General features: G+C 51.1%; 23 protein-coding genes. 10 read left to right on the top strand and 13 right to left on the bottom strand.

Going from position 1 to position 23,880, the window contains the following annotated elements; translation table 11 throughout:
* The first annotated feature begins 2 nt into the window (after positions 1-2).
* Positions 3-644, top strand: coding sequence for a hypothetical protein (locus HCH_RS14185; RefSeq protein ID WP_011396986.1), 642 nt, complete (start codon positions 3-5; stop codon positions 642-644).
* On the opposite strand, the gene HCH_RS14180 is transcribed toward HCH_RS14185, so the two are convergent.
* Positions 639-929, bottom strand: coding sequence for a hypothetical protein (locus HCH_RS14180; protein WP_011396985.1), 291 nt, complete (start codon positions 927-929; stop codon positions 639-641). The two genes, HCH_RS14185 and HCH_RS14180, sit on opposite strands and share 6 nt — an antisense overlap.
* Before the next feature lie 445 nt (positions 930-1,374).
* Between HCH_RS14180 and HCH_RS14175 the strand changes: the two genes are divergently transcribed.
* Together HCH_RS14175 and HCH_RS32370 are read left to right on the top strand one after the other, a co-directional pair.
* Positions 1,375-1,701, top strand: a complete 327-nt coding sequence (locus tag HCH_RS14175) for a hypothetical protein (protein ID WP_041598661.1) — start codon at positions 1,375-1,377, stop codon at positions 1,699-1,701.
* Between the two features lie 211 nt (positions 1,702-1,912).
* Positions 1,913-3,580, top strand: a complete 1,668-nt coding sequence (locus HCH_RS32370) for a sensor domain-containing diguanylate cyclase (protein ID WP_011396980.1) — start codon at positions 1,913-1,915, stop codon at positions 3,578-3,580.
* A gap of 77 nt (positions 3,581-3,657) precedes the next feature.
* Here the strand turns inward: HCH_RS32370 and HCH_RS14165 are convergent, their stop codons facing one another.
* From HCH_RS14165 to HCH_RS14145, 5 genes are all read right to left on the bottom strand, one after another.
* A complete protein-coding gene (locus HCH_RS14165; RefSeq protein WP_011396979.1) occupies positions 3,658-3,975 on the bottom strand; it encodes an STAS domain-containing protein in 318 nt (105 codons plus the stop codon).
* A gap of 201 nt (positions 3,976-4,176) precedes the next feature.
* Entirely contained in the window at positions 4,177-5,151 is a 975-nt protein-coding gene (locus HCH_RS14160) for an acyl-CoA desaturase (RefSeq protein ID WP_011396978.1), read from the bottom strand.
* A gap of 342 nt (positions 5,152-5,493) precedes the next feature.
* Complete coding sequence (locus HCH_RS14155; RefSeq protein ID WP_011396976.1) at positions 5,494-6,486, bottom strand: leucine-rich repeat domain-containing protein; 993 nt, start codon at positions 6,484-6,486, stop codon at positions 5,494-5,496.
* A gap of 422 nt (positions 6,487-6,908) precedes the next feature.
* Positions 6,909-8,099, bottom strand: a complete 1,191-nt coding sequence (locus HCH_RS14150) for a hypothetical protein (protein ID WP_011396975.1) — start codon at positions 8,097-8,099, stop codon at positions 6,909-6,911.
* A 13-nt stretch (positions 8,100-8,112) separates the two neighbouring features.
* Positions 8,113-9,117 (bottom strand): leucine-rich repeat domain-containing protein, encoded by a 1,005-nt coding sequence (locus tag HCH_RS14145; protein ID WP_011396974.1) that lies wholly within the window; start codon positions 9,115-9,117, stop codon positions 8,113-8,115.
* 525 nt (positions 9,118-9,642) lie between these two features.
* On the opposite strand from HCH_RS14145, the gene HCH_RS14140 reads away from it, so the two are divergent.
* The 5 genes from HCH_RS14140 to HCH_RS14120 all read left to right on the top strand — a co-directional run bounded on the left by HCH_RS14140 (position 9,643) and on the right by HCH_RS14120 (position 14,540).
* The gene (locus HCH_RS14140) at positions 9,643-11,502 is read left to right on the top strand and encodes a LodA/GoxA family CTQ-dependent oxidase (protein ID WP_011396973.1); all 1,860 of its coding nucleotides are present in this window, start codon (positions 9,643-9,645) and stop codon (positions 11,500-11,502) included.
* Positions 11,503-11,509: 7 nt separating this feature from the next.
* On the top strand, positions 11,510-12,688 hold the full coding sequence (locus HCH_RS14135; protein ID WP_011396972.1) for an NAD(P)/FAD-dependent oxidoreductase: 1,179 nt from the start codon (positions 11,510-11,512) through the stop codon (positions 12,686-12,688).
* Positions 12,689-12,815: 127 nt separating this feature from the next.
* Entirely contained in the window at positions 12,816-13,481 is a 666-nt protein-coding gene (locus HCH_RS14130) for a CsgG/HfaB family protein (RefSeq protein ID WP_011396971.1), read from the top strand.
* Between the two features lie 31 nt (positions 13,482-13,512).
* Entirely contained in the window at positions 13,513-13,881 is a 369-nt protein-coding gene (locus tag HCH_RS14125) for a DUF4810 domain-containing protein (protein ID WP_011396970.1), read from the top strand.
* A complete protein-coding gene (locus tag HCH_RS14120) occupies positions 13,878-14,540 on the top strand; it encodes a DUF799 domain-containing protein (RefSeq protein ID WP_011396969.1) in 663 nt (220 codons plus the stop codon). The genes HCH_RS14125 and HCH_RS14120 overlap by 4 nt, the downstream gene beginning before the upstream one ends.
* Before the next feature lie 127 nt (positions 14,541-14,667).
* Here HCH_RS14120 and HCH_RS14115 read toward each other — a convergent pair whose 3' ends face one another.
* The 7 genes from HCH_RS14115 to HCH_RS14085 form a co-directional block, all read right to left on the bottom strand.
* On the bottom strand, positions 14,668-15,444 hold the full coding sequence (locus HCH_RS14115) for a metal-dependent hydrolase (RefSeq protein WP_011396968.1): 777 nt from the start codon (positions 15,442-15,444) through the stop codon (positions 14,668-14,670).
* An 11-nt stretch (positions 15,445-15,455) separates the two neighbouring features.
* Complete coding sequence (locus tag HCH_RS14110) at positions 15,456-16,880, bottom strand: aminotransferase class I/II-fold pyridoxal phosphate-dependent enzyme (protein ID WP_011396967.1); 1,425 nt, start codon at positions 16,878-16,880, stop codon at positions 15,456-15,458.
* A gap of 13 nt (positions 16,881-16,893) precedes the next feature.
* Positions 16,894-17,499 (bottom strand): methyltransferase family protein, encoded by a 606-nt coding sequence (locus HCH_RS32365; protein ID WP_011396966.1) that lies wholly within the window; start codon positions 17,497-17,499, stop codon positions 16,894-16,896.
* Positions 17,500-17,840: 341 nt separating this feature from the next.
* Complete coding sequence (locus tag HCH_RS14100) at positions 17,841-19,331, bottom strand: sigma 54-interacting transcriptional regulator (protein WP_011396964.1); 1,491 nt, start codon at positions 19,329-19,331, stop codon at positions 17,841-17,843.
* A 186-nt stretch (positions 19,332-19,517) separates the two neighbouring features.
* Entirely contained in the window at positions 19,518-19,982 is a 465-nt protein-coding gene (locus HCH_RS14095; RefSeq protein ID WP_011396963.1) for a hypothetical protein, read from the bottom strand.
* Between the two features lie 86 nt (positions 19,983-20,068).
* Positions 20,069-20,449 (bottom strand): hypothetical protein, encoded by a 381-nt coding sequence (locus tag HCH_RS14090; RefSeq protein WP_011396962.1) that lies wholly within the window; start codon positions 20,447-20,449, stop codon positions 20,069-20,071.
* A 163-nt stretch (positions 20,450-20,612) separates the two neighbouring features.
* Positions 20,613-21,062 carry a hypothetical protein gene (locus HCH_RS14085; RefSeq protein WP_011396961.1) on the bottom strand — a complete coding sequence of 150 codons (450 nt, stop codon included), beginning with the start codon at positions 21,060-21,062 and terminating at the stop codon, positions 20,613-20,615.
* A 192-nt stretch (positions 21,063-21,254) separates the two neighbouring features.
* Between HCH_RS14085 and HCH_RS14080 the strand changes: the two genes are divergently transcribed.
* A complete protein-coding gene (locus HCH_RS14080) occupies positions 21,255-22,871 on the top strand; it encodes a peptide ABC transporter substrate-binding protein (protein ID WP_011396960.1) in 1,617 nt (538 codons plus the stop codon).
* An 84-nt stretch (positions 22,872-22,955) separates the two neighbouring features.
* Positions 22,956-23,876 (top strand): oligopeptide ABC transporter permease OppB, encoded by a 921-nt coding sequence (gene oppB / locus HCH_RS14075; protein WP_011396959.1) that lies wholly within the window; start codon positions 22,956-22,958, stop codon positions 23,874-23,876.
* The last annotated feature ends 4 nt before the right edge of the window (positions 23,877-23,880 follow it).

The following is a 23,880-nucleotide window of genomic DNA, read 5'->3' as shown; positions in this document are numbered from 1 at the left end:
CCATGCTCAGCCGCGCCCTGACTCTGACTTACGATACGGAGCTGTACCCGTTTCAGAAAGTGCTGTCGCACTATGTGTTCAAAGTGCGGCGGCTGGATCAGCTTCATGTGGCGTGGCGGCGACAGAATAACCGGGAAAAACTGCATTATCAGGACAACATGACGCTGCGCAGACTCATGCAGCGTCTGCCTGACGATTCTCCGTTCTACAAGGTTTATCACGCCTGGATCGCCGCTGTGCTGGCGCCCTGCTACGGAGGCAAAATCAGCTATTCCGCCCACCCGAAGATGCGCGTGCATCTGGCTGGAACAGGCTGCGTCAGCGACTTTCACCGGGATGCGGACGTTACCGGTCGTCTGGACCAGATCAACTGTTATTTGCCGTTCACCGACGTCTTCGAAACCGCGACGGTATGGTGCGAAGCCGGCTACGGCAGCAACCGTTACCAGCCGCTCAACCTGAAATATGGCGAAGCGTTGCTGTGGGACGGAGGGTTATTGAAACACGGCACCTTCCCCAATCAGACTGACCACACCCGGGTCAGTTGCGACTTCAGATTCAAAGCCAAAGCGCCTGACAGAGTAGCCTCTCCCTGGCGTGATGTTCTGGCTGATCGCCAGCCCGCTGAAAAGATGGAACTATGACCCGTGGTCGTTCAGCTTCACCACCATCTTCTCCAATAGCTTGAGCTCATCGGTGGTCAGGCAGTGGTGAGTGATATGGTCGTCTCCGCCAAGGTGACGTTTGAGATTATCCATCCAGTTTTTGCAGATTCTGATTTGCCGCAGTATGTCTTCCGACAGCGCCTTGTCGCTTTCCAGTTCGGAGAGTTGGCGCATCTTTCCGTTGATGCAGGTTAACGCTTCTTGTTTCCGGTAAGTAACCCCAATCCTGCTCCAGGCTTCGTCAATCAATAAGGCGTTGTTCATAGCGGACCTCTAAACATAATGGCCACGGCCCTTGTGAAGCCGCCATTATTCAGAATTTGAAGGATGTAGAAAAAAGAGTCTGGCGCAAAACGGATGACGCTGGCGCGCCAGACTTGTCCAGAGTTAAGTATCTCCAAGTCGTTACTCTAGGCGAGTATCGGCGAGAGAGTAATGCGGGCGGCTACGGAACTTTCTATTGAATATTTCCGTAGTATTACTGAGCGCCAGCTTAATGAACTCACATAACCATCGTCTTATCTGGCGCAGACCCAGGTCATAAACCACGCTTACTACTGTTTTTTCGCTCCGACTCAGTAGCGCTACGGATATGACTGTTCATTTTTGCGTAGCGGTACGAATACTCAGGCGGGCGTCAGCCGTATATTCTGGACAGCATTACAACTTTTCTCGTATGTGTGACGCCGAAGTAGAAGGAGAACTTCCCTTGTACATCAACTATTCGACCCTGACCGCCGGTATACAAGACCTTAACGCCACAATGTCTCGCCCCCAGGAAAACGCAAGCCGACTTGGCGCGATACTGGACATATCCATAGGGCGGATCGTAGAAGATTCAGGAAAGCGCCATGAATTCTCCATCGCCAAGAAAGCGGTTGAAATACGGCGCTTGTATGACATTGCGTCCCGTAATTCCGAGGTGTCGCAAATGCAGCGATTTGTGGAAGAGCGCTTGCAGGAAGATAGTTATCCTAAAAACAGTTTATTCAAGAAATGGGCAATGCAATATTTTCAGTTGTACCAGGCTCACTGAATAGGGATTCGGCTATCTGACTGTGTTATTAATCCCGTGGCGGAGAGCCGAGGGAGACAGGGCCTGACATGTGCAGGCCCTGTCGTTGCAGACAAATAGAAGGAAGCTATTTGTCTGCCTGATTAATAAGTTACTGGGGATTTGCGCGTTCTCGGCGGCTTAACTAATCTTTTACTACCCTCCCAATGGAATTCCTGGCTAGGACCGGCTGATGAAGCTCAAGTATTTGCTGATTGTCGCGTTTACATTAGTTGCGTCACTTCCTCTCATGTTCACGTTGCAGTACCTGAACAGTTTCACTACCGAACAATACCACTCCAAAATCGAGTCCCGCCTGTCTGAAGTTTCACTCGCCCACAAGAACCGCCTGCTTGGCTCCGTAGAAAGTCTGCTGGAAAGCACCGCGCTGATCTCCAGCCGAACGCAAATGCGCGTTAGCCTCAGCAACTGGAATAACAGGGAGAATCAGAGCGAAGCGCGGACCATAAAAAGCATCATAGAGGACGCCAAGGCTGGCCGGGAGAATATCAGAAGCATCACGGTTTACGATAAAAGTCGTCATCCTGTCTCCAGTACGGCAAGTACGATGCAACCTCTGCGTACGCCGCCGTCAGCCCACGGCAATATCTTCTTTTCTTTCAATCAAGAGGAAAACGTCACGCAGGTGTCCGTCATCATGCGTTTGATATTCAATGAGGCGCTAATTGGCGCCATTAAGGTTGATTACGACTTGAGCAGCATCCTGCATGAGCAAAGCAAGGGGTTAGGCGACAGCGAGAAATGGAGGTTCGCTTTGCGCGACAATGAAAAGTTCTTGCTGGTTGAGTCCATAGATCACAAACAAGCGCGGGTTTCCTATCAAGTCATTCCGTCCGGCCCAAAGAACACGCCAATCATTGAAGCGCTGCAAGGCAACGAAGTCATCCTGCGCAAAGCGACAGACCTGGATGGAACGTCAGTAATCGCTTCCACCCGATATCTGCCGAGCCTGGGCTGGGGCCTGGTTTCCATGCTGGACGAATCCGAAGCCGCCGCCATCGTCGCGGAGGAAAAGCGTCGCTTGTTCTTTATTGAGACGATGATCGTTATCTTTTCAATAGGACTGGGCGCCGCCGTCAGTCTGTATGTTGCGAGGCCGATCGAAGGTCTGATCAAACATGTGGAAAACGCCGCCGACGGTCGCCCTTATGAAGACACGCTTCCAGCCAGTTTATTCGAAGTTAAACGTCTGACTGGCACCTTTAACAGCATGTCCAGATCCATCAACGAACTCAGAAATAATATTGAAAGTCAGGTATTCGAGAGAACCAAAGAGCTCGATAAAGAAAACCTCGAACTGCGTGAAATCGCCGCCCGGGATTCTTTGACCGGACTCTACAACAGACGCTTCTTTCAGAACCGCTTGAACTACGAATTCAACCGGGCGAAGCGATACGGCTCGGGACTGACGCTGGTGTTGCTGGATATCGATCACTTCAAAATAATTAACGACACCAAAGGTCATCCTGCAGGAGATGAGGTGTTGATCAGGCTGTCTTCGTTTTTAAGCCAATCGCTTAGAAGTTCCGACTTAATCGCCCGAATAGGAGGCGAAGAATTTTGCATTATCCTGCCTGAGCATTTGGATGAGGGCGTGAAGACCTTTATCGACCGGCTCCGCATTGAAATATCGCTATTGGATTTTCAACATGAGGGTGAAGCCTTTCAGGTCACCTGCAGTTTTGGCGTGGCCGAATACCGCAATGAGTCGTCTCATCCTAAAGACATCCTCAAAAAAGCGGATGAAGCGCTTTACCAGGCAAAACGCACGGGAAGAAATCGCATCGTGTACGAATCAGCCGTCAACGTGGTTGTCGACCTCAAAAGCAGAAAGAAGTGACTCGATCCATATCTTTGTCGGGACGCCGGAAATTCAAGACCCATTAGTGAAATCCGACCTTCCCGAGTGAAGAGCGACTAGAGGACATCAGCGTCGGACTCAATAATAAAAGACTTTTCAAATTTCGCTATTTCGAAAATCTTCCTGATCTCATTAGAGCAATTGATGATCCTGATTTTCGCCCTATTGCCTCCGAGATATAGCCGCATATTCAGCAACATGCCCAACGCCGAACTGTCTATACGGACTGTCTGCCGCATATCGACGCAAAAGCTTCGCGCTTGTGGATGCGCTTCATAGGCTTTTCTGAATTGATTGACCACTCCGAAATCAAACTGACCGCGAATGGAAATGGTCACAGAGCCATCAGTGGAGGATTTTGTCTCTACGCTCATAGCCCGCTCTTCCCTGCATAGTGAACGATTTCAGAACTTTAGGTCAGCCTCGCGAATCTTCTAGCGCGCCATGAAGAACGCGGATGCAGACGTCCCATGACGTTATATAGCGAGTGTAGTAACTATAGTTCATCAAAAAAATTACAACAGGCGCTGTTTCGCTCTGTGCCGCGATGATTCCCAGAGAACTTACACCCTTTATTACGATGAGCGCCACTGCGGCTTGAGCCGGCAGGACGAAGGGGTTTTCAGCAACGCTTTCTCCGCCCTCGCTGGCGTCAATGGGCTTAGCTCCGGTCTGACGGGCAAATGCTCCGGTAACCTAACGTTCCACACCAGTCCGATATTCATAAGCCGGTTTAACACCCACCAACCGGGATCAGACTGTCCTTTATAAATCCCCAGCATGGCGGAGCCAGGGAAAGCGTGATGATTGTTATGCCAGGACTCTCCCATGGTCAGCAGTCCTGCAAAGCGAACGTTATGTCCCTGAACCGCCGCGCCATTGACATGCCAGTCCCGCTCGCCGCTGTTATGCGCAAAGTATCCGATAAGCCAATGCCCCGTCACAGACACCGCAATACGCGCCGAGATCCCCCAGACCACCCAGCCAATGTCTCCGAGCCAATACAACAAGAGCGCCCAGGGTAATTGTTGCCACATCCAGGTTCTTTCCATAAACCGATAGACAGGATCATCTTTGATGGCGCTTTCTGGACAAAACTCGGGAGGATGCTCCAGACGCAAATCACAATTCAGCTGCCGCCACCCATCCGTCAAAAAACGGGTTCCATGGCGAAGATACGAATGACACTTGGCCTTCCTCTGCGCCCAGTCCCGCAGATCATGCTGATACACCATTCCCAACGGCCCCGCCATCCCCACCAACACCCCGAGATGCACGAAGAAATACTCCATCCACTTCGGACACTCATAACTCCCATGAATCAACCGCCGATGCATCCCCAGGGAATGTCCCAGACAAAGCGTCGCCGCGGTAAACACAACAAACACCAACAACGCATCCAGCGAAAACGTCAAATACCCACCAATAAGCGCAATCAACAAATGCCCCAAATACCAAAAGGATTTCAAAGGCGCCCACACCACCTCACCCGTGTCCGGGCAACAATTAGCCGTTTCTTGAATTCTGGGAACGCCCTGGTTCGTTCGCATATTTGGCTCGCTTTTTCGCACAAAAATCTACTGGGATTAATAGTGTAACCCTGCTCTAACGAAAATGCCTGAGGCATTTCGGACCTTACGTAAGCCATGCTCAGCCAGCGCTTCAAAGTAAACATCAACCAAGTAAATCGATATTGAACTCCATACTCTTGAGTTTTTTCTCATTACTGATAAAACATCGCCACTGCCAGACGAGGGATATAAAAGAGCTTACTTTCATATCGATGCTAGATCTTGAATTCAACCAATAAGTACAGCATCACCTGTTTTAATGCGCCGGAATATTCTCCCCCAAAGGACTCAAACCTTCGGTGCTGCTCATTCCACTACCCTTTAGTTACAGTTAAGAATAGTACCGGAGTCCTTTTTAATAAAGAATACATTACAAAACTCCGAATCAAGATTCTCAACGTTATTAAACAGAATATTTATCCCTGAAAATTTTTCAGGCTTGTCATAGATATCGTGTTCTTTCGCGGCATAACTTCCATATATATCTTCAACATCTTCATTAAAGCTAAGACTTACAAAGGCTCTAACAAAACCGTGATGACCTTCTACTGGCTTTCTTAACTCAGGCAACCTGGCTATCTCCACCGGCAACCCTTTTAACTCATTTGCGCTCAAATCCAACATAGTTAATTTTCTCGCCTTTCCAATTTCTCTAGATACCTCCCTCAGCTTGTTACCTGACAAGGAAAGGCCTACAAGAGCATGAAAATTTCCAATCTCATTCGGAATAATAGAGATTTTATTCATTGACAGATCAAGTATCTTGAGCTCTTCATTGCTTTCTAGCTGAACGGGAAATTCTCTAAAATCATTCAGCGAAACAATTAGTCTTCGAAGTGATCTTAATTTTTCTATCTCTTTTGGTATGGAACCAATATGGTTGTTAGACGCAAATATATCTCTCAGGTTTGTTAATGAGAATAAAACGGTAGGAAGCTCAGAAAAATCATTATCGTCAATATATATCTGCCTTAATTCCTTCAGCTCAGTTATTGACTTTGGCAACTCAAAAAGAGAGTTATTCCCCAACCTTAATATCCGAACATGTTCCATTCCCTCAAAGGCATCTTCCGGCAGGCTTCTTATATCCATGCCTTCTAAGTCTAGAATTATATATTTACTTATTCTATTCAGTGTGGTACAGGCAACGACGCTAGCTTCTGAAGGCTCATCCGCATCACACAGTTTAGAAAGCTCCCCCAGTTGAACCTCTGAATACTGAGGAGCTGTCGAAGGCTCTATTTTTGGGGGTTCGGATTGCCCGCATCCTGCAAGCAAGATGAGTATAGTCAGAGTTAGAACACGCTGAAGCATAGAAAAGCCATGTTACCAGTGTTTATATAGCTATAGGTGACATCCAAGAAATCGCGCCAAGTGATAAATAATTGACTTGGCATCTTAATGGTTAACCAATGAGACAGGAAAAGTTTCGAACTCATTACAATCCAGACCAATACGTCTTTTACATACTAAACTCTCTAACAATAGCCTGTATTAGTACTTGACTCCTATGGAGGATAGGCACCACAGGAGCTGACATTTTCCTCGACCTTGTCGCGGTATACTTTGGCGCCACTTCAGTTCCAACACTAGCTTTATAAGGCTTTTAACATCGAGATACTAAAAAAGGAAAATACAGTTGAAAAACTGCTATTGAAATCACTTACAAAGGGTTTATTGAATGACCTTGAAAGCAAAAGTCACCTGAGATTAAGGCGACTTTATTATCCGCAAAATTAAAATCTACTATTTTGCTTTATTACCTTTTTCTGACGTTCAGTAAGTCCCAACAATTTAGAATCCCTCGGTAGTATAGGTCGATCTGATCCAACTAAATGCTGGTTATAAGGCTGACCAAGTATATTCGCTAAGCTCTCTGCTTTTACCAAAGACTCTGCCGTTGGCCTTGTCCCCCTCCAATAGGAAAACTCGACAATATTCCCATTGTTATATATCTTATTCGCCAACCTATTAAGTTGCTCAGCAACCTTATAACCATAAGGTGAGTATACGACTCGTTGCCCAATCAGTCCGGTGTTATTATAACTTTGCGCGCGCTCGGGCAGTGTATTTGGATATCCAACCTGGGATGGCGAGTGGTAGATAGGTGTACGCACATTTGTAGACTTCACAAGTGGACTATTTTCATATCGTTGAACCAAAGTATCACAGTCCAGCAATCTAGCAAGATACATTGAAAGTTCGATTTTTTCTTGAACCCTATCTTTCATTTGTTGAGAGAAAGAGGCCTTGCTGCCAGAACTATCCGTAAAAGGTGGAAACATATACTTACACCCAATAACCTCACTAATTGTATTGTTATAATTATCCAATCTATAGCTTTCGAAACGCGTACCGACAGAGATGAGATACGACTCCGCCGCGTCTCTTAAGGCATCACTCAAAAGACTAGCCTTATGCTTTATATAATACATCATTCCAGATAGAACAGACATTTCACTGTTATTCGTAGGAGTTTTCACATATTGGTATTTTCCAACCCCTCCTTTGATGGCGCCAATGATTTTCTGAGAGAGTGCATCCTCCCCTTTCTTTATAATCCCACCAACAATACTCTTCACCTTCTCATTGGCATAAACACGATTAAAAACAGTTTCAAGATTATTCTTACAAACAAATGAAAGGGATTTATCATAAACATACTTTTCAATAGATCTCGCCACAGAAGCGGTTATAATACCTCCACCAGCCAAGGCAAGCGCTGTAAATGCATAGTCAACAGCCTTTCTCTCAAGCTCTTCCTGCGACTGAATGGTTGCTTTAAACCTTAACAGCGCCACTTCATAGCTTGACATAAATTCCCATACAGATGCTTCCCATCTCTTAGATGCTAGAAGTATATCTTGAGTAACCCTAGTAAACTGGTCATTTACCAATCCTTCGCTTAAGTCAGGGTCTAAAGCCATACAGTCTCACCTCTTAATTACAATTAATAACAACCTTACTATCTAGCTTCATAAAGAAAACTTTACAAAATTCTCTATCCAGCGATGAAATGTCATTAAATAGAAGGTTTATTCCTGAATATTCGCTCACTGAAGGGGTGGTTTTATAACCTTTCAATATTGAAACACCATAAATTTCCTCGCCATCTTCTTCAAACCCTAAGCCCAGCAAGTTATTTACAAATCCACTATGATTTTCAACTGGTTCAATTAGTTTCGGAAGATGTGCAATCTCAATAGGTAGTGACCGTAGATCATTAGAACTTAGATCCAACATGGTTAAATTTTCCAGACCACCTATTCCCGCAGGAATTGCTTTAACATCATTATAAGACAAGGACAACCCTATAAGCCCAGACATATTTCTTATAGATTCAGGGATTTCACTGATAGCGTTTGTTCCTAGGTCAAGGATCTTAAGTTTCGGCATCTCTGTAAAAACATGCGGAAACTCTTTCAGTTCATTATGCGAAAGAATAATTCGCCTCAAAGAGTTTATATTTTTCAAACCTTCATCAATATGAGATATTTTATTCTTTGATATATATACATCCTTCAATCCTTCTATATCAAACAATTCAACTGGGAACTCCTTAAATTCATTCCATCCTAAGTGTACAACTTTAAGACTTTTCATTTCAGATATAGACTTTGGCAAACTGGACAACGAGTTCTCGCTAAGATATAGAATTTTGACATGCTCCAAGCCCTTAAAAACATCATCGGGAAGACTGTCGATATTTAGTCCCTTCAAATCAAGAGTATGGTAATGTGTTGCTTTAATTAATTTTACACATGCCCTCACAATCTCCAGTGGGGACTTCCCATCGTGCTTGTCACACTGGTCCACATATCGTTGGATCTCAGCCTCAGAATACTGAGGAGCATTATTAGCCTCAGGTTCAGCTTTTTGAGGTTCGGATTGTCCGCATCCGGCAAGCAGAGTGAATATCATTAGAGCTAGAGTGCGCTGAAGCATAGAAAGGCCTTGTTTAACGGTGTTTTATATAAATAGAGACGGTAATCGACGGAGGTCTTCTCTCCGTGAGCGCCAACCGGGATGGATGTTATCACTCATGATTGCGTCAGCATAATTCTTCACAGAACAACGGCCTATAACCTATTCGTATAAACAAACCGGCTTACCAAGTTGGATTTGCTTTTGGAATTGAAAGCACATAAGAGGCATGAGCTTGGGAGGGAAGTTGTGTGGATGCCTTCTTGCATACTGTGTTCCGAAAGAATGAGACAAAAGTATTTTCATCCTAACGATAGATAAGCACTTGTCTCAATCGGTAAACCGGCGGGGGCTATTTGGCTGATAGGGGAAACCCTAGAAAACTGAGAGAGGTTCTTTAGCGTAGCTTTGAATTCAATGTAGATATCGCCGAACGCCAATAGTGTTATTTCTTCCGCCTTGTTAATCCCCAAGCACCATCTACACTCCATTAACAGCCATCTGATACGGCATGGCGGGTATCTGATTAACCAAAGGGAGTGTGTTATGACGAACAGCAGCAAATCCGACGACCAGATTGTTTACGCCAAGATTCATCCCTCCATTGGCATCGCTCGGGTTGGTAATTCCCTCGCAGAAGACGGTTTTTATATTGGGCCGCAGGTGTCGAACCCGCCTCCCAAGGAGCCTGGTGAATATCGTGACGCCACCGGCGCCTTGAAGCGTGAGGTGGCGGAGTTTCGGATCTATGGATATGACGGTAACGGGCAGGTGGTGCGGGAGTTGTCGATTGACGATGTCACCGAGATCGAGTGGACAGTGGAGCTGGCCAACCACAAGGCGGCCTGGTACAACTTTGAACTGGCGCTGGATATTCCGGAGGCTGCGACGGCCACGCCCAGCACTTTACGCAACGCCAGCGTGCAAGACCGCAGCGAGCTATCCATTACTCCTGGCCCCCGTTCTATCAATACCCCTTCCAGCTATGGGCCGGAGTACCAGTTCCGGGGCGGTAAGTTCATGGGGATAGACGTACCGTTGGGAGAATTGCGCACTGATTCGACCGGTCGTCTGCTGGTGTTCGGCGGTCATGGCAAGTCCGCCTCATACGATGGCAAGCCGCCCACTACCTTCGCCAATAACGACGGCTGGTATGACGACACCAGCGATGGTCCGGTCACCGCTACAGTCGTTTTCAACGGTAGAAAACTGGATGTGGCGCCGGCCTGGGTGGTGGTGGCGCCGCCCAATTACGGGCCGCAGCAAAAGTCCGTGCGCACCATGTACGCATTGATGACGGATCTGGCGATCAACGCCGGCATGGCGCCCGCCCCCACCTGCCCCTCCTTTCAGAATGACATCCTGCCTGTCCTCAAGGCCATGTGCGACTTGCAGTGGATGAACGCAGGATTTGCGGCGGGCTTCGGATTCGGCATGCCGCAACATTTTCTCGACCCTGACTACCTGCGCAAGCTTTCCATGCCCGGCGATGATTATGCGGAGCTGCGACGGACCGTCGCCAACGCATTTCGTCATCCCGGCCGCAATGATATTTCCCTGAACCTTTGGCCCTGGGTATATGGCGACGCCATGAATATCCCGATGCCGCCGGTCACCAACGCTATGAACGCGTTGACGGAAACCCAGTTGGCCATGCTGGGCTACTGGGCGCAGGGGCAATTTGAGTCTGATTACGACCCGGACGCCAACCCGCCCCGCTCCATCGACGACGTGCCGATCAGCGAGCAGCCCGCCTGTCTGGACAAAGCCGCGCTGGAGTTCTGCCTGGCGGACGCCTTCCATCCTGGTTGTGAGATGACCTGGCCGGTACGTCACGCCACCATGTATAGCGAACCTTATCGCTGGCGTCACCGCACGCCCAATAATCCAGAGCCGAACTATGGAAGCACGCTCACCTCGGCGGAAGCTTTGTCCTATAACGGGCCTCTCTATGCTCAGTTCCCCGGCTCCATTACCCGCTGGATGGCGATTCCGTGGCAAACGGACACGGCAAGCTGCCGGTCCGGCTATGACTCTCAATACGATCCTTATTTGCCCACCTTCTGGCCCGCCCGGGTGCCGAATCAGGTATTGAGCGAAGAGAACTACAGCAAGGTGATGGATACCGGCCTGACGCGTCAGGAACGTATCGCCGCCTATCAAGCGCGCTCTGACTGGGACCGCACCCTTGGCGTCGGCTATGACAACCAGCTGGCCAATATGATTGATCGCTTCCCGGAAATGGGCATTGTCGAAGTGCGTCCCGGCGTGCCTAATGACCCGGACTTTCCGCCGGTGATGCAGGTCGAGGATCGCGGCGGTCCGGCCATGACGAAAGAAGAGCGTCGCCTCACTGACCACGCCATGCGCCGGGAGCTCATGCGGCAGAAAGCGCCACGGCGATAGTCAACTCATGATGGAGGCGACAGGGAGCGCGTCGGACCAGCGGCGCCGGGATGTCATTATATTAGGCGCAGGCCCCGCTGGTTCAGCGCTGGCGAGACTTCTGCGCCCGACTCATGACGTTCTGGTGATTGAGCGGCGCGCGACCGTAGAGACAGGTCCACGCATTGGCGAGTCGCTCCCCGGCGCCGCCAGCGTACTGCTGCGCAAGCTGGATCTGTGGGAACGCTTCCTGCAAGGCCCCCACTTGCAGCGGGGCTCCGCCTTATCGGTCTGGGACACCGAATTTCCGGTTTGGCGGGACGCGTTGTTAGATCCCTCCGGTCCCGGTTGGCTACTGGATCGGCGGGGGTTTGATCAGCTCTTGTATCAAGGCGCGATCGACGCTGGCGCCCGTATAATTACAGGGTGTCGCCAGATTGACATCGACAGGCGCGAGAGTGTCTGGCGGATTCAATCTCCTCACTTAGACTCGCCCCATACCGCTCAAGTATTAATAGACGCCACCGGCCGCTCCGGCGCCATTGCCCGTCGTTTAGGAGCGCCTCGCCAGGGTGATGACGACCTGCTTTGCGCCTTCGCCTTTTTGCCTTGCCTTCCCAACGATCAGGAAGCAACGCTTCGCACCTGTGCGGACGCAAACGGCTGGTGGTACAGCGCCCGCATTCCTCATGGAAAAAGAGTGCTCGCCTATCATTTTGACGCCCATGACCCATTGCGACATCAATGGCGGGAACCCCGCGCTTTTTTGAATCTCGCTCGCCGTCACGCCATTCTGCGGGAAGTCATTGCAGATTCAGAGCCGGAATCCCTGCGCTATCATCCCGCCGGCGCCGCGATGCTGGATTTAACCGCTTCACAGACGCAGGCGCTCGCCCAACAGGGGCTTATGGCCATCGGCGACGCCTTGATCGCTTTCGACCCGATCTCTTCTCAGGGATTGTTTCACTGTCTGGCGAGCGCCGTCAGCGCGGCTAACGCAATTAACAAGGGTTTTCCTTTTAAAGCTGACGCCTGGGAAGCCTATCGTGCGGAAATGCTGCGCGTCGCCGAACGCTATCAAACCCACCTCCGGCTCACCTACGCCGGCCCCAAAAGGTTCGCGCACTCTCCATTCTGGGCTAAGCGGCGAATTGGCGTCGGCCATTTATCGGATGGCGCAAAAGAGGCCATGCTGACGACAGAATAAGGGAGAACCCCTAAGGTGGAGATTTAAGGTTGCATAAGCCAATTGTAAAAAGTATAAGTCACCTTTGAGCGCCAAGGCGCGCTCAACTACACTTCAAGTCGATCCCCCCTTAAGGAGTAACTTTTCCATGAAGGCCATGAAAAATGCAGCGTTGATCGCGCTGACCATTATGGTTTCCGCGTGCGCCACTGAAAGCCACCGCGCCATCGAACCCCAGAAAGTCGCCTCTTACGGCACATCCTACAACGGCGAGCGCACCACCCTGGTGGTCGGCAATTTCCAGAACCGCTCCAACTACATGCAAGGACTGTTTTCATCGGATACGGACCGTCTGGGCAGCCAGGCCAAATCCATCCTGAAAACCCATATGCAGCAGACCCAGCGTTTCAACCTGGTGGACCGCGACAACATGCAGGAGCTGCAACAAGAAGCGCAGATCGCAGGCGTTAAACAAAAAATCGCCGGCGCGCGTTATGTTATTTCCGGCAGCGTCACCGAATTCGGCCGCAAAGAAGTGGGCGATAGACAGCTGTTCGGCATCCTGGGCCGCGGCAAGCAACAAGTCGCTTACGCGAAAGTCGCCTTGTCTGTGGTTGACGTAGAAACCTCCGCCATCATCTATTCCACCCAGGGCGCTGGCGAATACGAACTGAGCAACCGCGAAATCGTCGGTTTCGGCGGCACCGCGGGCTATGACGCCACGTTAAACGGCAAAGTGCTGAACTTCGCGATTACCGAAGTGGTCAACAACCTGGTTCGTGACCTGGACTCAGGCTCACTGAGACTGAAATAACCGCTTACATTCGCTGTCAGGTAATACTGGAATGAAGAAAACTTTACGCCTTATTGCGCCGGCTCTGGCTCTCGCCATCTTGGCGGGGTGCGCCAACCAACCGCGAGGCCTCTATTATTGGGGGTCTTATCAGGACGTTTTGCTGGACATGTACACCAAGCCCGGCGAAGCGGACAACAACACGCAGATTGAAAAACTGACGGTCACCATCGAGCAGGCCAACAACCATGGCCAGCAGGTCCCTCCAGGGCTTTACGCGCATCTGGGCATGATCTACGCCAGCGCGGGAGAGCCCGGCTTGGCGGTGGAGGCGTTCAATCAGGAAAAAGCGCTCTACCCTGAATCCGCGACATTTATCGACGGAATTCTGGAGAGAGCCAAAAAGGGGGCGGCTAAATGAGATCTTTACCACTTTGGAAGCTTCTCAGCCTGTTGTCGCTGACCGTTGTGTTGAGCACTGGCTGCGCCACGCAACAGCCCTATGACTATTCCGCGCTGTTGGCGAGCAAACCGCGTTCAATTCTGGTGATTCCGCCGCAAAACAACACAGTGGAAGTGAATGCGCCCTACATTTTCCTGTCCACGATCTCTGCGCCGCTGGCGGAAAAAGGCTACTACGTCTTCCCTGTCGCGGTGATAGATCAGTTTCTGAAGGACAACGGCCTGCCTACGCCGGCGGAAATGAACAGCGTCCCCCTGGACAAGTTGCGCGAGCACATTGGTCCGGACGCGGTGTTGTACGTCACCATTGACGATTGGGGACAGCAATACCAGATTATCTCCTCCGTCGCTGTGGTGTCTTCGTCCTGGCGCCTGATTGACGCCAGAACCGGCGAAACTCTGTGGCAAGGCCGCGCCTATGCCCAGCAGTCCTCTGGTGACGGCGGCGGCAATGGCCTGGCGGGCATGCTGGTGGCCGCTGTGGTTGAGCAGGTAGTGAACTCCGTGAGCGATAAAACGCCGGAACTCTCCGCCAACGCCAACTACAGAACCATCAACTCACCCGGTAATGGCCTGTTGCCGGGGCCGTATCTGAAGGTTGAGACGCAGGGGCAGTAAGCAGCGAGCCTCGCAGAGAGATAGACGCTCTGCACAAATGGCCTTCCTGATCTCACATGACTCAGGGAGGCCATTTTTATCTCCTGATTATGCGACTCGGCAGAGCTATTCATATACCACTCAAGTATCACTCCAATACCTGTACACGTTTCTGGTAAATAAAGAATTCCGGCGGAAGTTTCTCCACAGAAGGATGATACTCCTTGCGGCAATATCGCCACGCTGATCGTAACAATCGCAGGAGGACGCCCTGTTTCCGTATATCTTTTCCGCCCTGCCGCAACAACCTCCATTGCATCCCACAAATCAGCGCAGCTCCTGATGTGATCCAGAAGGAAAAAGACCACCAGACCAGAATCATTCCAAGCACTCTTGCCCCTTGCCCCACTCCTTTTTCCTGCATCAGGTCATAAACATGCTCCCGATGTTCTATTTCCTCCACGAAATGCCAACTTAGCATCTGCCGGAACGACTCTTCTTTGCTGATTTCGCTCAGTCTTTGCAAACCAAAGCAGGCGATTTCCGCGTTTAATTGCTCCATCGCGGCGGCGAATGACAGCTTCAGTTTCCAGGGCGCCAGAGTCTCAATCACGCCGTAGTTCAGAAAGTCGTTCACCTTTACGAATTTGCGCAGTATTGGCCTTTGTTCGAAATAACCCTCGCTAAATGCGCCATGGCTCCTGGCGTGTTGCGCTTCCTGAAAGAAACAGAGTTTCAGGTTGTCTTTTAATTCGGCGTTGTCAACGTCCCGCATGGCGTCGCCGGCGCTGCGAATAATAAAGCGCTCGGCGGAACTCACCAGAAGACAGTAACTCAGAAACCAACAGGACAAGAAAGACTCACTTTGAATCCGTTTATAGTTCATCGATGTCGCTACCTGCGTCGGAAGCTTACGTTTTTTCATTTTTAAACTCCTTATTTCAGAGACGCCAACCGGGAATCACGGAGCAATTCTAATGGCGTCGCGGATGCTGACTGCACTTGCCGAACTGCTTGCATGTGGGGCCAATACTCACGACTTAGCGGCCGCAGACCGCAACGTTCAATCAACACCGCCAGACGCGTTAAAGACTCCGAATCCACCTTACGATGCAGAGAGAACCGGATGGTTGGCGCAGGCGCTACGGGAGGAGGAAAAAAAGCGCCCGTAAACCCGTTCTCCAGCAATAACTGGTAGGCCTCCACCACCTGCGTCTCCGAATCGCCATAAAAGGAAAATATAGGGTGCGCATACGTGTTGGCGTCCTGATATTGCTTAAGACTTCTCCTGTCCAGCGCCTGGTTAAAGAACCTCACCGCCTGATTAAGGTCGGCGGTGAAGGCGGACAGATTGGCGCGTAGATGCTTGAGGTTGAAATAGGATTGCGCTGTCGCCAGGGGAGATAAATGCGAGGTATTGATGTTCTGCCGACCGAAGCAGTCGATCACTCTCAACACAGGACGACTCGCCGCCACCATGCCGCCAAACCCGGCCAGGCCCTTAGCCAGACTGGCCGTTAATACATCCGGGCGGGATTCATAGTAATCAAGCACGCCGCGGGCGCGCCGTCCGATGGTGGCGAAGCCATGGGTGTCGTCGATAATGGAAAGCAGGTTATGCTCCTGCTTAATAGCGGCGATGGCGTCCAGATTCGCCATGGTTCCGTGGGCGCTGAACACGCCGTCGGACACAATGCCCGCACAGTTATAGCGAGATCGATGCTTTCTCACGAGGGCGCGCAGCCTGTCGTAATCCAAATGGGGATATATCACCACATCAGAACCAGTCAGGCGCATGCCGTCGATCAATGACGAGTGATTGTGCTCATCGGAGAAAATCACGTCACCTTTCTGAAATAACGCGAACAAAACCGCCTGTTGCGCAATGTAGCCACAAGTGGCCAGCAGGCAGGATTCATACTCTAGAAAGTCTCGAATTTCCTCCTCCAATTGAGCGTGAACGGGCAGCCGGCCGGCTATTTTTCTCGACAGGCAGCTCGACAGCGCATTGGTCATCACGTATTCCGCCAATTGCTGCCGGGGAGCCGCTTCCAGGTCCAGATCCTGATATGAATTGGTGGCCAGATTCAACGTCGCGAACTCGGCGCCATCCGGTTTACGGACTTTGATGCGCACGCCGTCCTGCTCGACAATAATCAGGTCATTAACCAAGTCCCCTTCACGGCGCCGGTCCTGATAAGCCTGTTCGAAAGCCTGACAAGCCACGCCGAGATCTGCGTTATGACGCCGTTTATTCAGGTAATAATGAGCCATGGCCTGTTTATAAACCGCACTGTCGGGAATGCCAGCCACTCCCTTCCTGAAGCGAAAATTGTTGAACCGTAACGATAATGCAAACATAGCCAATCCTCCTCTAGTGACCTTTGGTGATGGGAATAAACGCTCTGACCCGTGAGGCGTAGCGTCGGTATTCCTCACCAAAAACCTGCGCCAAAAACTGAGATTCGCGAGCGGCCTGTTTCAAGTTGAAAAAGATGGCGTATAGCAACGCCACTGACAGGCCAAGGCTTATCTCCAAATGGGCTTGCGGAAACCAGTCCGAAGCATGAGGAAGAACCAGCAAGGCGCCGCCGATCTCCACCAGATGCACGCCTGCATATAGGGGATGGCGCAGCCATGCGTAGATACCCGAGGTTACTAAGTGCGGTGTGACCAGCGCATAACCGGTCCAGGTGAAGGCGCCACTCTTCTCCAGTTCTTTTTTCGCTTCACGCACCAGTAAGGCGCCCGCCAGAAAACATAACAACGCGACGTAGTCCGTCGGTCTCAACCGTGTGAGACATGCGATTGCCGTCACCAGTATGACGCCCAGAGTCAAAGCTGCGCTTTTCATTATCCGGGTGCTCCTGCCTGGAGCCAGCTCGCGCCAGCCAGGGCGTCGCCGCATGTCGTAACCGTAGTAGAAGAAAACGCTAAGGATTAACCAGGAAAGCATCTTAAAAACAATCAGGAATGTCATGGCCTTCTCCCGTCCAGATTGAATACTGCGGATCACTCCGCCGTTCGCACTGTTGCCTGTTGCAGGCGTTGGGCCAGTCTTGGCGATCAGATATAGCCTGTTGTTTTTATTGAATTATCTATTTCTTTAAGGGACGTGGTTTTAAAAAATGGGTCAAAACGAACAAGAATGGAGACATCCAGTGTCGGCATAACAGGCATCTAATGCAGGCTATATTATTAACGTGGCAATAATATTGACATGTTGATACTCAGGCGCATGGATGCGCCTGCGCGGCGGCCAGCCGCGGGAGACAGGGCCTGGCATGCGCAGCCCTGTCGTTGCAGATAAATAGAAGGAAGCTATTTGTCTGTCTGATTAACAGCTTCCTGCACGTACCGCTTAACGGTGCGCCAATCCAAACCCGTTCGGCGCGCCACATCCTGATAAGCGCCCAGTTGTTGATACAAATGCGCACAGTACTGCGCCAACAGCTCCGAGGCCGACAGCGATCCGCATTGCAAGGCTTCCTGCAGGCGCAAGAGGTTTTCTGAGGTTATTGGCGTCGCGACTTCCGCGTGAAGGCTTCCGTTGTCGTTGAGATAGCGCCCGGTCAACAGAATTCGCCTGACCGCCTGTTCCAGCTCGCGCACGTTACCAGGCCAACCATAATCCTCAGGAACATCTCGATGGAGAACCTCCTGCACGTAGGCGCTCAGCTTTCTATCCTGCTCACCGAGCAGCCGTTGCAACGTCAGATCCGCCAGCAACGCCATCTCTCCGGGGTATTCCTGAAGGCGCTGACGTAAAGGGGGAAGAATAATGACATCCGAACACAGGCGATGATAGAAGTCATCCCGCAGCCCCTCCGCCCGCAGTTCTTGCAACGGCCGGTTGGCGGCCGCGATGACTCTGCCGCTGAATTGCTGCGCCTGCTGACTGCCCAAGGGCGTGTAACAACGCTCCTGCAAGACCTGCAGCAGTTTGATCTGAATAGATACGCTCAGCTCTCCTATTTCATCCAAAAACAAAGCGCCGTATGCGCTGCAACGCCCGAAGACGCCGTAATGGTTGGCGATTGCGCCAGTAAAAGCGCCTTTGCGATGTCCAAACAGAGCGGATTCAATCAGACTTTCAGGGAATTGAGAAAGATTCACCGCCACGAAAGCCGCTTGTAAGGGTTCGACAAATCTACCAGTAAAGCGGTCGTAGGGAATATATCCAGAACGTCCGATCGCCGCAGCGGCGGTCCCTTTCCCGACTCCGGTTTCGCCCAATAGCAGCGTTGAGAAGTCACGCATCCGCCGGCATAAGTGGCGCTCATAAAGAAGCAGATCACTGGTGAATATGTTGTTCCACAAAGACGCCCGTAATTCGTTAATACAGGGCGCTTCGCCTACAAGAGCGTCGAGAATGAAATGAAAGGTGCGTCGAAACTGATAGAACAGCGCCAGGTAATGATCCGCCTGCGCGGCAGTGAATCCTTTTTTTTCGAGATTATCCCGGATCTCCGCCAGAGGGGCGACATCGTACTTTTTACCTTGCAACTCATCGGCGATCAGACGATCCAGTGCAGGGAACGCTCTGTGGTATTGACGATAGAGATAGAGCATGGTGACCAACGCCTGGTCCGCCAGAGGAAAATCGTTAATACGATTTCCGCCTAAAGCGCGCAAGGCGCTGATGCGTTGATCCAGCCAGTCAACGAGCGCGCCTTCCGATGGCGGAGACGAAACCCCGATCAACTCAGCCAACTGCGGAATGCGCTCACCGCCAAAGGGATTCAGGGGAATCGACCGCGCCAGCCCTTCAAGCAACTTCCGCTCGTGAGAAGGAATCGTCAGTTGCGTCATTCCGTTCACCTCCAAGATGGGTGAGTTTTCACTTCTGACCCAAACAAATTCCAGTTACCTAAAAGGCTAGACCAAATCCTCGGAAGCCAACGACATGCAAAGCCTTTATTAGACATTCAGCAGCATTTCTTCGTCTGTCCAGCCGAGACGGGCCCGAAGCAAGATCCTGCGCGCTACTCCGTGGCCTTATGCCCCCAATTCTCCAAGCCATATTTTCTCTATATATCCAGGCTCTTTAATCTCTTTGATCTGCTGAACCAACCCTGACACGCCAAGACTTGAAAGTGATTCTGGCAGGTCGCTTACAAGAAAATCGAAAACCTTTGACCAATCGCCTTCGGTATCAATTCTTGAGTGCTCGAAGCGCAATAGCTGTGATTGGTATTTTAACTTTTCGCCAAAGCTATTCAGCGTTAATTTAAATGGATACTCCATGGGGTCGTCGTGGTATTTCCCCTTCGGCCTTTCCATATAGTCAAAGCTGATTGGTCTTGCGCAAATTACAAAAGCCTTTGTCCCTGCTTGCTGAAACCGTCCGCTTAGCCCTATGAGCCCTATCACCCACTCACCAGCGTACCCAAAAGCACTTGCTGTCCCTAGCTGTTCGAATCCCGACTTTTTGAGCTTTTCTATTAATTCGGCATGATTCATAACTGAATGTGAAAGTCTCCAACACTGTACAAGTAGTCATTGATGCAGCGAAAGTTGACCCGCGTGATTTCGTAATTTACGTGGACTCACTGGTCTGCCCAAAACACTAGCCTGACTTCGCTGTCTGGCAAGGCGCCTGGGAACAGGATTAAGTCTATAGCAGGGCAGCGGCCATTCGCGTCTTCTTGTAATAGTTTTAGTTCCGACATTAACAGCCACGACGGCCGGTTTGCATCCTGCCAGTACTCATTTATGAAGCTCAACATCTCAGCGCTGAGGTCAGCAGGGAAACCCCTTTCACCCGATAATTCGTAAATGTCTGCGTATGCGCTCTTGCCCCACCACCATGGAGCGACGTTCTTCGGAACCGGCTTACCCTCATACTCCTCATCTTCAACGAGGTTATCCGCAATGATCCACTCCCCGTTGTGATTAATTTCAATGAAGGCGAATACGTATGTGCTCATAAACCAGCTCTTATCCGGTCTTCCTATAAAGACCCATTAAAAGAATAGAAACTCAGCTCGCGATAAAAAATAAAATGCCGGCTTGTAAGGATCGACTTCAAACGCCTTGACCACCATCGCCCACATAATCCAATGGGAAACGGTATAACACAGCCCTTAGCCGCTATCCTTTCAACAACCTGGTCAAAGCATCAATTTCTGACGAAGGAAATGACCTTTGCCACCTTTTATCAAGTTCTTCTGCGCTGTGCATCCCTTGAAGTCTACGCAGGCCCCGCCAAAACGGGAGGCAGATCTCTTCGTACGTTCCTTCGGCTGCGTAAATAGTCTCAGATTTGTCCATTCTTCGATGGTCAGGATAACCAACTATATTTAGGTGAACTTTTTCATTCTCTTTTTTGAAGTGAAATTCATATTCATATGGCTCAGTATTAAAAGTGGCTTTCTTTTGCACAGGCCACTGCTGGGACTTCATGTCAAACAGGGCGTCAACCAGCTCTAAAAAGGAGTCGTAAGGGGTATAGGAAAAACCTTCATGGATTTGGTTCTTTCCATTTGCTTCAAGTCGAAAATCCACCCAGCCATGCTCAATATTCTCGAAATATACTTTCAACGGCGGCCACCTAAAGTTTTGATTAGCTATTCAACCACAGCCAATCCCAACTCCCCAACCAGTCTCACTTTCTGAGACCGCCAAGCTCTGATTCTGATCCTTCATATTGAGGTCTTCAAAGGCTATTGAGAACAAATTGTATACAATATACATTTCGTCGTTGCATAACGAAAATAATATGACGAGGTAGTCATGAAGATAAGCAAACTACTGATGCTGGGCGCTATTTCTCTGATGAGCAGCGTGTTTATGGTAAGCGCGGTGGCGAAGCCTTACCCTCCAGGAACTCAACTCGCGGCCAGTCAGGAGATCACCCTGAATAACGGCGGAGAGGTTACTTCCGTCGATCCCGCCAAGTATGCGGCGGAGCCTGCTTTCAATCTGGGTCGCGATCTGTTTGAGGGGCTGGCTATTCAGGATAAGACCGGTAAAACCATTCCCGGTGTGGCGGAAAGCTGGTCGGCGAACGACGACAACACCGTTTATACCTTCAAACTGCGGCGCTCCGAATGGTCGAACGGCGATCCGGTGACCGCGCATGATTTCGTTTATAGCTGGCGCCGTCTGCTCGATCCCAAAACCGCCTCGCCCTACGCCTGGTTCGCCGCCATGCCGAAAATCAAGAATTCGGCGCAGATCATGAAAGGCGAAGCGGACCCCGCGACCCTGGGCGTGCGCGCGGTGGATGATTACACCTTTGAAGTCACCCTGGAGCAATCCGTTCCTTTCTTTCTCAAACTCATCAGCCATCCCGTGCTGGTCCCCCTGCATAAGGCGACCGTGGAGAAATACGGCGCTGCGTGGACCCAGCCGGCGAATATCGTCACCAACGGCGCCTTTATTGTGTCCGAGTGGAAAGTGAACGAAAAAATGGTGCTGAAGAAAAACCCTCATTATTGGGATGCGGATAATGTAGTGCTGGAAAAGATCACCTGGCTGCCCATCGGCGACGCCAATGTGGCGTTGAACCGCTATCTGGCCGGCGAGATCGATCAGGCCCTGTCCATTCCTTCCGCACAGAAGAAGCAACTGCTCAAGAAATTCCCTGAAGAAGTGGCCAACACCAGCGCCTCCCTGGGTTCCGTCTACTACTATATGAACACCGTCGCCGGACCTACCAAGGACGTGCGCGTGCGCACTGCGCTGTCCTACGCCATCGATCGCGACATTATGACTAACGCGATTCTAAATAACGGCGGCGTTCCCATGTACACGCTGGTGCCGCCGCAAACCGACGGCTACAAGCCTTACACGCCAGAGTACGCGACCTGGACCCAGAAGCAGCGCAACGAAAAGGCCAAACAACTACTGACGGAAGCAGGCTATAGCAAGGACAAGCCGCTGAAACTGACCTTCACCGTTCCTACCTTCTCCACGGACGTGAAGATCGCCACCGCCATGGCGGGCATGTGGAAGAGCGTGCTGGGCGTGCAGGTGGAGATCAAGCAACTGGAGCCGAAGGTGTTCTACGCCTTGAAAGATACCGGCGACATTCACCGCGGCGGCTGGGTCGCCGACTATAACGAAGCCTCCTCCTGGCTGGACGTATTTGTGTCCACTGGCGAGTTCAACGACTCCAAATACAGCAACCCGCGCTACGACCAACTCATGCAAGCCTCCAAAGTGCTGAGCGATCCCTCCAAGGAATACCGTCAGGCGGAGACCCTGCTGATCAATGACATGGCGATCATCCCGCTGTACCGCTACGGCAATGATCAATACCTGATCAAGCCTTACATCGGCGGTTATGAACGCACCAATCCGGAAGCCTCTTACTACCGCAAGAACGTGTATGTGAAAGCCCATTAAAGTGGGCGATCTCTTGGCCTGGATGTCGGAAGTACAGAGCCGGCGCCTCCAGGCCTTTTTTAACGGATTCCTGAGAGCGTCATTATGTTGCTATACATTCTGCGTCGCCTGCTGATCGCCATTCCGACGCTGTTGTTCATCGCCCTGGTCTCGTTCTGGCTGATGCATATCGCTCCCGGCGGCCCCTTCGACATGGAGCGCCCCATGCCGGAAATCGTGCGCGCCAATATTGAAGCCAAGTATCACCTGAACGAGCCGTTTTTCACCCAGTTTTTCATCTATATTCGCGACTTCGTACAAGGCGACCTGGGGCCGAGTTTCGTGTACCAGGACTTCACCGTGACGCAACTGGTGGGCCAGTCCTGGCCGGTGTCGGCGACGCTGGGCATGTTGTCTTTCTGTATTTCCGTGCCGGTAGGCATGCTGCTGGGAACCCTGGCGGCGTTCAATCGCAACAGCAAGCTGGATTACGCCCTGATGTCCCTGTCCATGACCGGCGTGGTGATTCCCGCTTTCGTGCTGGCGCCGGTGCTGGTCACTATTTTCGCCATTCAGCTGGACTGGCTGCCCGCCGGCGGCTGGGAAGGCGGCAAGACGGCCTTTTTAATCCTGCCCGTGCTGAGCCTGGCCATCGGCTCTGTGGCCAGCATCGCCCGGGTCATGCGCGGCGCCATGATCGAGACGTTGAACCAGCCTTATATCCGCACCGCCATCGCCAAGGGACTGTCCACGCCCTATCTGCTGTTTCATCACGCCTTGCGGCCCTCGTTGATTCCCGTGGTGGCCATGCTGGGCCCCGCCTTCGTCGCGGTCGTTACTGGTTCGGTGATTATCGACATCTTCTTCGGCACTGGCGGCATGGGACAGCACTTTGTCTCCGGCGCGCTGAACCGGGATTACGGTCTGGTGATGGGCATCACCCTGATCGTGGCTTCCCTGACCATCTTTTTCAATCTGGTGGTGGACCTGCTGTACACCGTCATCGACCCGCGCATTCGCATTTAGGAGG

Origin of the sequence: Hahella chejuensis KCTC 2396 (assembly GCF_000012985.1) — a bacterium.
GTDB lineage: Bacteria > Pseudomonadota > Gammaproteobacteria > Pseudomonadales > Oleiphilaceae > Hahella > Hahella chejuensis.
Note: the sequence above shows the minus strand (reverse complement) of the source record. Positions and strands in the feature narration are given on the sequence as shown.

Bases quoted from the DNA above. Each gene is read 5' to 3' on its own strand.
- HCH_RS14185 (WP_011396986.1), top strand. From the start codon at position 3: ATGCTCAGCCGCGCCCTGACTCTGACTTACGATACGGAGCTGTACCCG.
- HCH_RS14180 (WP_011396985.1), bottom strand. From the start codon at position 929: ATGAACAACGCCTTATTGATTGACGAAGCCTGGAGCAGGATTGGGGTT.
- HCH_RS32370 (WP_011396980.1), top strand. From the start codon at position 1,913: ATGAAGCTCAAGTATTTGCTGATTGTCGCGTTTACATTAGTTGCGTCA.
- HCH_RS14165 (WP_011396979.1), bottom strand. From the start codon at position 3,975: ATGAGCGTAGAGACAAAATCCTCCACTGATGGCTCTGTGACCATTTCC.
- HCH_RS14160 (WP_011396978.1), bottom strand. From the start codon at position 5,151: ATGCGAACGAACCAGGGCGTTCCCAGAATTCAAGAAACGGCTAATTGT.
- HCH_RS14155 (WP_011396976.1), bottom strand. From the start codon at position 6,486: ATGCTTCAGCGTGTTCTAACTCTGACTATACTCATCTTGCTTGCAGGA.
- HCH_RS14150 (WP_011396975.1), bottom strand. From the start codon at position 8,099: ATGGCTTTAGACCCTGACTTAAGCGAAGGATTGGTAAATGACCAGTTT.
- HCH_RS14145 (WP_011396974.1), bottom strand. From the start codon at position 9,117: ATGCTTCAGCGCACTCTAGCTCTAATGATATTCACTCTGCTTGCCGGA.
- HCH_RS14140 (WP_011396973.1), top strand. From the start codon at position 9,643: ATGACGAACAGCAGCAAATCCGACGACCAGATTGTTTACGCCAAGATT.
- HCH_RS14135 (WP_011396972.1), top strand. From the start codon at position 11,510: ATGATGGAGGCGACAGGGAGCGCGTCGGACCAGCGGCGCCGGGATGTC.
- HCH_RS14130 (WP_011396971.1), top strand. From the start codon at position 12,816: ATGAAGGCCATGAAAAATGCAGCGTTGATCGCGCTGACCATTATGGTT.
- HCH_RS14125 (WP_011396970.1), top strand. From the start codon at position 13,513: ATGAAGAAAACTTTACGCCTTATTGCGCCGGCTCTGGCTCTCGCCATC.
- HCH_RS14120 (WP_011396969.1), top strand. From the start codon at position 13,878: ATGAGATCTTTACCACTTTGGAAGCTTCTCAGCCTGTTGTCGCTGACC.
- HCH_RS14115 (WP_011396968.1), bottom strand. From the start codon at position 15,444: ATGAAAAAACGTAAGCTTCCGACGCAGGTAGCGACATCGATGAACTAT.
- HCH_RS14110 (WP_011396967.1), bottom strand. From the start codon at position 16,880: ATGTTTGCATTATCGTTACGGTTCAACAATTTTCGCTTCAGGAAGGGA.
- HCH_RS32365 (WP_011396966.1), bottom strand. From the start codon at position 17,499: ATGACATTCCTGATTGTTTTTAAGATGCTTTCCTGGTTAATCCTTAGC.
- HCH_RS14100 (WP_011396964.1), bottom strand. From the start codon at position 19,331: ATGACGCAACTGACGATTCCTTCTCACGAGCGGAAGTTGCTTGAAGGG.
- HCH_RS14095 (WP_011396963.1), bottom strand. From the start codon at position 19,982: ATGAATCATGCCGAATTAATAGAAAAGCTCAAAAAGTCGGGATTCGAA.
- HCH_RS14090 (WP_011396962.1), bottom strand. From the start codon at position 20,449: ATGAGCACATACGTATTCGCCTTCATTGAAATTAATCACAACGGGGAG.
- HCH_RS14080 (WP_011396960.1), top strand. From the start codon at position 21,255: ATGAAGATAAGCAAACTACTGATGCTGGGCGCTATTTCTCTGATGAGC.
- oppB (WP_011396959.1), top strand. From the start codon at position 22,956: ATGTTGCTATACATTCTGCGTCGCCTGCTGATCGCCATTCCGACGCTG.